The organism is Paracoccus sp. MC1854 (genome assembly GCF_014164635.1).
Taxonomy (GTDB): Bacteria; Pseudomonadota; Alphaproteobacteria; order Rhodobacterales; family Rhodobacteraceae; genus Paracoccus.
This window is the reverse complement of sequence record NZ_JACJFU010000055.1, coordinates 1-9,152: the sequence shown is the minus strand read 5'-3', so window position 1 is coordinate 9,152 and position 9,152 is coordinate 1. Positions and strand designations below refer to the sequence as shown.

The window sequence follows — 9,152 nt, the reverse complement described above, 5'->3', positions numbered from 1 at the left end:
GGGGCGCAGAGCAGCAGACGGGTGCCCTTGGCCGCAAGGATGCGCAGGATGGCATTGACCAGGGTGGTCTTGCCGACGCCGGGTCCGCCGGTGATCACCAGCACCTTGGAGCGCAGCGCCAGGCGAACGGCCCCGGCCTGGCTGGCGGCGAGCGTGAGGCCCGTCGCCTGCTCGATCCACGGCAGGGCGCGCGCGGCATCGATCTCCGGCCACGGCAGCGCGCCGCTCGCGAGGCGCTTGAGATGCGCGGCGATGCCGCGCTCGGCCTGGTGAAGCCCGGTCAGGAACACGCAGTCCGTATCGCCCACCCGGTCCGCCGTGACCGTGCCCTCGGCCAGTTCCAGAGCCATCGCACGCGCGATGAGCTCGACCGGCACCTCCAGCAGCTTTTCCGCGAGCCCTGCCAGATCTGTCCGCGGCAGCCCGCAATGCCCCTGGCCCTTGGCCTCGGAGAGCGCGAAGGAGATCCCCGCCTGCACCCGGATCATGGCGGTCCTCTCGATTCGGCCTCATCTCGAGTTCCGCAACAACGCCCCTCAGATCGCCCAGATGTCAGCGGCTCTGGCGTCATCGGCCAGAGAGACGACAACAAGGTCATCATAGCTCGTGCCGGGCGCTCCCCAGTTGTAGAGGCCGAAGGTGCCGGCGTCCGGGGTGTCGGTGCGGATCGGGTCGAACAGCGCGGTACCGTTGACCCAGGCCGAGATCGTACCGTCCTCGAAGTCGAGGCGCAGGCGATTGGTTTCGTCCGGATGATAGTTCACCGGCGCCTGCCACGCGATCTCCTCGATCCCCTCGGCGACGCTGACCAGCTGCGAGGTGCCGCCTTCGCGATCAAGCTCGAGCTTCATGTGGTTCTGCGCATCGGCATAGGCGAACACCAGACCCACAGCGCCGCCGGAGGGCGCCGAGAAGTCGAACTCGACCGAATAGTCCGACCAGTCCGCCGCCGCCGGATCGTCCCAGAGGGCATAAGTGCCTTTGCGCAGCACGTGATGGCCATCGCCCAGCGGGCTCCAGTTCAGGCCCCAGTAGGAGTTGGGCGCGGTGTCCCCCGACCCCATCAGCTGGCGGCTGTAGCGGTCTGCAGCCTGGGTCAGCGCGCCGTCCACGATCGACCAGGCAGCGGGATCGCCGAGTTCGCCTTCGTCCACGAAGCGCCAGCCGTCGTTGCCGGACCCGAAGTCCTCGGCCAGCAGCAGGTCGTCGGCAGCAACGATCTCGATCATCGCAGTGTCGCGGTCGGTCGCGCCGGCCCGCGTCTGCACCAGTTCGACCAGATGCGACCCCACCTCCAGATCGACGGTAGCGCGGGCACCCTTGGCGAGAAGTTCGCCGTCTTCATACCACCTGGATTTGCCGCGGCCGGACGCTGCGGTCAGGTCCACCTCGACGGTTCCATCGCCGTCGAAATCGATCACCCGGCGCGCATCGCCCGCATCGGCGATGAAGCCTCCGCGGCGCACTTCGATGTCGTCGATGACCGCGCGTGGCGTCGTCCCCTCGTGGAACACGCCGACGGTTCCTCGCCGCAGCGGATGGTCGTCGAACACCGTGCCGCCGAACAGCAGATCGCCATCCACCGCGGCGGTCATCTGGCCCCGGCTGACCGAAAGCTCGGCGTCGAAGTGCATGTCGAACGGCGCCGATCTCGTCTCGGTGGCGAGGACTTCCCGTTCGCCGTCGATGATCCGTGCGAGACGGATCTCATGGGCCGCGGTGTCGAACTCGAGCCGGTACATCGAGTCGCCGCGGGCATTGGCGACCAGGCCCATCGCTGCCGTTCCCTCGTTCTCGATGGTGGCCCGGACGGTGTAGTTCCTCCAGCCTGCCGCGCCCGCCCCGTTGTAAAGGATCAGGCCCGGCTCGTCGCTGAGGTTGCGCAGGTAGGCCTGCGCAACACCGCCGGCCGAGTTCGCCGCCCCGGTGGCCTGCCAGCCGCCCGCGGCCGCGGTCCAGCCATCCAGATCGCCGTCGTTGAAGTCCTCGAACAGAAGCGTGTCTTGGTCGATCCCGACCGCCATCATCGAATCGCTCGAGGTGACGCCCTCGGCATCTGTCACCGTCAGGTTATAGCGCTCATGGCCGGGTCGGGCAGCGATCGAGGCGGTCAGCGCATCGGCGACGACGACCCCGTTCGAGTCGGTCCAGACCGCCGAAACGATCTGCCCGAGCTTGTCCACCACGCCCGAGCCGTCCAGCGTCACGCTGTCCGTCTCGTCGAGGTTGACCACCACGTCCTCGCCCGCATCGGCGCGGAACTGCGTCGCCACCCCGCCAAGGTCGATGCCCTCGAAGCTTTCCTGATGCTCGAGGAAGCGCCCCGTCAGCGCGACCCCGGTGCTGCCGCCGATCTCCTGGCCCATGCTGCCGGTGCCGAGGGTCGGGACGAAGTCCCCGTTCGAGAAGTCGAACTGCACGCCGTTCACGCCCGCGGGCAGGGCCGTGAACGGGCCGTCCGCATCCACCCCGCCCAAACCCGCGACCTCGGCGCCGGTCATCGCCGTTTCGACCGTCGCGAAGGACGACAGCAGCCAGCCGTCGGGCACCTCCAGCGAGTCGTCGCCGAACAGAAGGAACCCGTCCTTGTTGATGATGCGGCGGTCGCCTTCGAACACCTGCGAGCCCATCAGAACGCCGTTGACGTATTTGTCGGCGCGCCATGCGGGGTCCTCGCCCGGCACCCGCTCGAACACGACGGCGACGCGGCTCCAGGCGTCCAGCGCAAAGGGGCCATCGTCCTGCCCGTCGCCGCCGATCAGGCCCTCGGACCCCCCCTGTATCCAGAGGTCGCCGTCCGACAGGTTTTCAAGGTCGGTCTGCAGGATCGAGCTGAGCCCGATTCCGCTGGGAATGAACATGTCCCAGACCAGCGTATAATTCTGGTAAGTGGCGCCGCCCCCGGCAGGATCGAAGCCGGGGACGACCTTGAGGCCGTTGTCCGGGTCGAGCTGCGGCAGGCGGATCGCCCGCGCGCTGCCATCGTCGCCGGGGATCGGCGGGGCCCCAAGGCCGTCCGTGGTGCCGAAGTCCACCGGCTGGATCTCGCGGTCGGGCACCGCGATGGTGCCGCTTCCGTTGCGCGATGGCACCGGATCGCCGCGCGACGCGGTCATGAAGGTGTCGAGTTCGGTATAGTAGGTTTCCGTGTGCACGGAGTCGTTGTCGGGGTCGATCACCAGCAGGCGCATGGCGCCGTTGCCGCCCCGGCCGTCCTCGTCCGGGTCGCCCGCGGTCTGGATGATGGGCGACACGCCGTTCTGATAGTTGACGAACATCTGGAACACCTTGTTCCCCTGCGCGCCATAGCGGACGATGGTCTCGGCGCCGTCGCCGAAGACATGGCCCGAGAACACGAAGCTGACGTTGCCATGCTTCGAGATCAGGCTGTCCCAGATGTCCCGGCCGTCGTTGACGCCCTGCGGATCACCGCCCATGCCATAGTCCTTGCCGGTGCCTTCGGTATATAGCGGCCCGGATTGCGGCCCGGCGATGTCGCCGAAATTGGTGTAATGGTGGGTCGAGACCATCGCCCGGTGGTCCGAGAACTCGGTCAGCACCTCGTCGGCCCATCGCAGCACGTCGTCGCGCGGCCCGAACTCCATGTTGAGCGAGATCCACCTGGTGCCATCCGGCGCGGTGAAGGTCTTGTAGTTGTTCCTGGCGCTGTCCGGCTCGCCATCATAGACGCCATGCGCCTCGGCCGCCGAGTCGGCAAAATAGCGATCCATGCCGAAGAACGCGTCGAGGTTCGAGCTGTGGTCGTTTGCGCTTCCCCCGGCGGCCTGGTCGTGGTTGCCGGGCAGAAGCGAATACTTGATGCCGGCGGCCTCAAGCGCCTCATAGGCGTCGGATGCGATCTGCCACTGATCGGGAAGGTTCGAGCCGGTGATGTCGCCCACATGGGCGACGAACTGGACGTTCATCGTGTCCTTGTTGTCGGCCAGGAATCGGGTCATGTCGCCGAAGATATGCGTGTGCTCCTCGGTATAGTTCTGGGTGTCGGGCAGCACCGCGACCGTATAGGCGTTCTCGCCCGCGACCCGGACCCGGAACAGGTCGGTGAAGCTGTTGCCGAGGTCGTCAGTGGCCGTCATCCGCAGGTCGGTGAAGCCCAGCGTCTTGGTGTCCACCACCAGCTTGCCGTCCACGAGCCTTGCATCCACGGCGGTGTTGTCGCTGTTGGCAAAGCTGAAGGTCAGGTTCTCGCCGAAGAAATGGCCGGCGACGTCGATCGCGATGGTCTCGCCGCTTGTCAGCAGCAGGTGGTTCAGCGCGTCGGTGACGCCCACGGCCTTGAAGCTGCGGGCAACGATCTCGGCCTCGCCCGCGCTCGCCTGCCCGGTGCCGCGCTCGATCTGCGAGCCGCCGGCGAAGTCGAACTCGAACAGCCGGTCACCGGCGGGGGCGCTTTCAAAGGCACCGCCCGGAACGTGGCCACCCAGCGCCGCAACCTCCGACGCATCGAGGGTCCGGTCCAGCAGCGAGAAGCTCGCCAGCTCGCCGTCGAAGGTCTCATTGCTTTCGTCGGCAAGGATCATGAACCCCTTTTCCGCCGAGATGGTGAACCGCCCGGTCTGCCCGGTCTGCGTGCCCACCAGGGCGCCATCTACATATTTGTCGATCCGGCTGCTGCCGTCGCCAAGCCCGGTCACGGCAAAGGCGACGCGCGCCCATTCGCCGGCGCGCACCTCGCCCTCGTACTGGCCCGAGATCCCGATCCCGAAGACCCCGGGACCCGTTCGGGTCAGGAACAGGTCGGCGTCCGAGGCATTGATCCCGTTGGTCTGGAACAGCCCGCCGAAATCGCCGGGCTGGTCGTCCGGAACCCTGATGTCATAGACCAGCGTATAGGACGACAGGTTGTCGTCGAGCTGCGGCAGGATCTGGTAGCCGCCTTCCGGCCCCTCGGCCTTGAAAGCCAGGCTGGTTGCGGTCACGGCTGGCGCAGTGCCGAGCATGTCTGCGTTCTGCATCATCTGCGTCATTGTCGCGCTCCAGGGTTGGGGTTCCGGCTTCTCTCGCGTCGTCGCGCCTGTTCCGGGGGGTTCCAAAGGCAAGGCAGCAGCAGCGATGACCGACGAGTGTGACGCCTTGATGTCGCTACCGCAGAGGTAGCGTGTCGGTGGCGGGATCCTGCGCAAGGCGTTCGCGAACTCTCGCGGCCATAGCCGTCAGGCCAACGATGCATCAGATTTGAATGGGCCACCCAACGAGGCTGCTGCGCGGCAGGCGCCGTCCTGACTGGCGGCCAGGTGATCAGCGCGGACCTGGGCATGAAGCTGGAGAATGTCGGCATCGACATGCTCGGGCGTGCCATGCGGACTTCGATCAGCAAGGACAACACCACCATCGTCGATGGCGCCGGTGAGAAGGCCGAGATCAAGCCCCGCGTTAGCCAGCAGATCGAGGAAACCACCTTGGACTGCGACAAGGAAAAGCTGCAGGAGCGTGTAGCCAGGCTGGCAGGCGGCGGCGCCGTCAGCCGGTAGCCGCGTTCCCGTCTGGCCAGCTCGGCAGATCCGAACGTTTGCCGGTGTCATCCTCGACGTGCAAGTCGTCGTGACCCCGGTCAGAACGGCAAGGGCGGCCGGCGGGCCGCCCCTTTCGTCATCGTGGCCCTTGCAGGTTCAGCCGATCCTGCCGCCGCCCTGCCGGGTGATCGCGACCACGGCCGGGCGGACCGGCATGGCATCGTCGAAGTCGGGCCAGCGGGTGGACAGGTCCTCGTAGTAGGAGGGGCGGCCGTGGCCTTCCCAGTCCTTGCCTCCGTCGCCCGGGTGCTGGACCGCAAGGAAGAAGGTGGAAAGGTCGGGGGTCGGGCAGGGGCCGCACATCTTGGCACCGACCGGCACGCGGTAGAACAGGCGTGACGTGCCGCGCGCCGGTCCCTCGATGTCCACTGCTCACAACCCGTCGGTGCGCCCGGTGGCCGTCGGGTTGTTGCCGTCGGTCGAGACCCAGAGCCGCCCGTCGCTGTCGATGGCGCAGTTTTCGGGCATGCCGAACCAGCCGTTCCCGGTCGTCGCGGTCGAGAAGGTCGCGCCGACTTCCGCCACCGAGGGATCGCCGCACTGAAGCAGCACTTCCCACTTGCCGCTGGTGGCGGCGAGGTCGGCATTGTCCTGGATGATCTCGATGATATGTCCGAAGGCGATGTTGACGCGCGGGTTGGCTGCATTCGCCTCTTCGCGCCGGGTGTTGTTGGTCAGCATGACATAGGCGCGGCCGGTATCCGGGTTCGGCTCGATGTCCTCGGGGCGGTCCATCGGGGTCGCGCCCAGCAGGTCGGCGGCGCGGCGCGTCTCGATCATCACGTCGGCCTGGCTCTCGAAGCCGCTTTCGGCGGTCAGCGGGCCTTCGCCGTGGGTCAGCGGCAGCCAAGCCACGGTGCCGTCCTCGTCGAAGCGGGCGACATACAGGGTGCCCCCGTCCAGCAGGTCCATGTTGGCGGCGCGGTCGTCGGGGTTGAACTTGCCGGCCGTCACGAACTTGTAGACATAGTCGAACCGCTCGTCGTCGCCGAGGTAGAAGACCACCCCGCCATCCGGCGCCACCGCGCTTTCCGCGCCCTCGTGCTTGAAGCGGCCAAGGGCCGTCCGCTTTCTCGGCACCGAATCAGGGTCGTTCACGTCCACCTCGACGATCCAGCCGAAGCATTGGGTTCGTTGGGTTCCTTCGACACGTCGAAGTGCTCGTGGAACCGGCCCCAGTCATAGGCATCGGCGGGAAGGCCGAGGCGGTCGTAGTTCGCGGCCTCGCGATGGCCCTCGGGCAGAACGCTCGAAATAGCCGTGGATGTTTTCCTCGGTCATGATGTAGGTGCCTCAGGGCGTCACGCCGCCTGCGCAGTTGTTGATGGTGCCCAGCACCTCGCGCCCGGTCGGGTCGGCGTTGGTCTGCAGGCGCGGGTGCCCGGCGGCGGGGCCGCTGATCCGCATCGGCGTCTTGGCGGTGATGCAACGGTTCAGCCTGCCGTCCAGCACCGGCTGCCATTTGCCGTCCACCCTGCGGATCTCGATAACGGTGCCGCCATGCGCGGCCATCTTGATGTTGACGCGGTTCTCGTCGGCCTCGGAAATCGCGATCTTGCCGTCGGTGACGGTCCCGATGCCGGGGAACATCAGGTGCGGGTCGGTGTATTCGTGGTTGACCACCAGCAGCCCGTGGTCGTCGGCGCCCTCCAGCGGGATGAAGCCCATGAAGTCGTTGTTATAGCCAAACTGCCGTTCCTGCGCGGCCTCCGTCTGGTTCAGCGGGTCGAAGTCGGGCGCGTCGGCGAAGACCTCGTCACCCCAGCACAGCAGGATGTCGGCGTCATAGCCCTCGGCGGCATGGTGGTCGCGGTCCACCCCGGCCACAATCTCGGGGAAGTCGAAGACCGAGCCCGCCGCGGCATCCTGCGTCTGCGCCTCGCCGGCGGCGAACATCGCCATCGGGCTGACCGTGGCCCAGATCGCTGTCGCGGCCATCGAGCCCATCAGGAAGCCGCGACGCGAGAACCGGGCAGCGATGATCTCGCCCATCGTGCGGTTGTTCGTCGGGTTCCGGCCGGGGCCGTCGGCCTCTTCCAGCGCGCTGGTGGGAAAACATGGCGGGAAGTATCTTGCTCGGTCATGAGCACGTTCCTGGCTCGACTTGCTGAGAATCGCAACCGGCCATGACGAGGCCGCAGCTGGTATCGGCCTAGCGGGCGAATGTGGCTCTGGGATGACAGGTCATGAAGTTGCGGCCACACCGGATTGGCATGTGACTCGTAGCGCCTTGCTCGTCCTGCTGTTGATGAAGTGGAACGGCCTCCTGAGAGCACCTAACACAACCGCTGCTCATGCGTTGACGGGCCATGAGCAAGCCCCTTGTCTCCGATGATCCATGGGCGGCGCTTTCGCCGCTTCTGCCAAGGGAGCGGCCGAAGCCCAAAGGGCGGCCGCCCGCGATGCGATGATCGCCTGGCCTTGGCCGGCATCATCTTCGTTCTGCGATCCGGCATCCCCTGGGAGATGTGGCTCTCGCGAGTTCGGCTGCTCCGGCATGACCTGCTGGCGCAGGCTGCGTGACTGGCAGACAGCGGGCATCTGGACCAAGGCTCCATCGCGTGCTGCTTGAGCAGTTGGCGGACGCCGGGTATCTGGACTGGAGCCGCGCGTCCCTTGACAGCGCCGCCGTGCCGGCGAAAAGGGGGTGCCGAGACCGGCCCGAACCCGACGGATCGCGGGCCGAATCGGGCACGAAGCGCTTGTCTGTGGTCGACCGCAAAGGCACCCCGCTCGGGGTGCGCCTGAGCCCGGTTAACCGGCGCGACAGCCGGATGATGGCACTCACCCTGGACGCCTTGCCGGGCGTGCGCCATGGGCACGGTCGTCCGCGCAAGCGCCTCGGCAAGCTTCACGCCGACAAGACCTATGATCAGCATCGCTGCCGGAGCGGATGCCGAAAGCGCAGGATCATGCCCCGCATCGCCCGGCGAGGCATGGACCACAGCGAAAGGCTGGGCAGGCACCACCGGGTCGTCGAGCGAACGTTGGCTTGGCTCAACCGGTTCCGCCGCCTGATCATCCGCTACGAGCAGCGCGCCGACATCCACGAGGACTTCGTCCTGCTCGGCTGCGCCCTCATCTGCCTCAACCAGATCAGAAGGTTTTGTTAGATGCTCTTAGTTCGGATGGCGCGATGTGGTCCAGCCCGAGGGGTTCACCCAGCGCCGGAACACGGCCGCATCACGGAACCGGTCCAGATTTCGACAGCACTTCCCTGGTGCCGCTGATTTTCGGGGCCGCTTTCCTGACCCTGCCCGGTAACGGCGGCGGGTCCCTTTACGGACCATGCCCGCCTAGTCGTGCTCGGGTCTGCCTGTTGACGACAGCAGCGACTCGCGCGTACTGCGGCTGCGATCGGCAAGCTTTGGTGAGCAGCCGCGCTAAGATAGTCCAGCTTGGTGTGGCGGCGCTGCGGATTGTAGAAGAGCGTTCGATGTAGTCGAACATGTCACCCCGTCGGCGGCGTTTCTCCCAGCACCTCCCAGGCCCTTTGGGCGAAGCGGCCCGCCAGCGGGGCGTAGCGGGCGGCCTCGGGGTCGGCGGCGGTGCCCTGGGCGGCGCGGTCGGCGATGCCCGTGAAGATCACCGCGAAGCGGAAGAGCGCGAAGGCGATGT

The 9,152-nt window shown here is 66.9% G+C and carries 3 protein-coding genes and 2 pseudogenes; 2 read left to right on the top strand and 3 right to left on the bottom strand.

Annotation, left to right across the window (positions count from 1 at the left end):
• On the bottom strand, positions 1–488 hold a 488-nt coding region (locus H5395_RS16950; protein ID WP_182793711.1), incomplete at its 3' end, for an AAA family ATPase.
• A 48-nt stretch (positions 489–536) separates the two neighbouring features.
• A complete protein-coding gene (locus H5395_RS16945) occupies positions 537–4,979 on the bottom strand; it encodes a LamG-like jellyroll fold domain-containing protein (RefSeq protein WP_182793710.1) in 4,443 nt (1,480 codons plus the stop codon).
• Positions 4,980–5,234: 255 nt separating this feature from the next.
• Here H5395_RS16945 and groEL point away from each other — a divergent pair.
• Positions 5,235–5,489 (top strand): annotated as a pseudogene (gene groEL, locus H5395_RS16940) (chaperonin GroEL); the annotation flags it as partial.
• Positions 5,490–5,630: 141 nt separating this feature from the next.
• On the opposite strand, the pseudogene H5395_RS19615 reads toward groEL, so the two are convergent.
• A pseudogene (locus H5395_RS19615) lies at positions 5,631–7,430 on the bottom strand (PhoX family phosphatase).
• A gap of 665 nt (positions 7,431–8,095) precedes the next feature.
• On the opposite strand from H5395_RS19615, the gene H5395_RS16930 reads away from it, so the two are divergent.
• A complete protein-coding gene (locus H5395_RS16930) occupies positions 8,096–8,647 on the top strand; it encodes an IS5 family transposase (RefSeq protein ID WP_370576494.1) in 552 nt (183 codons plus the stop codon).
• Positions 8,648–9,152: the final 505 nt, after the last annotated feature.

Coding starts and splice junctions, on each gene's coding strand:
- H5395_RS16945 (WP_182793710.1), bottom strand. CDS start 4,979: ATGATGCAGAACGCAGACATGCTCGGCACTGCGCCAGCCGTGACCGCA.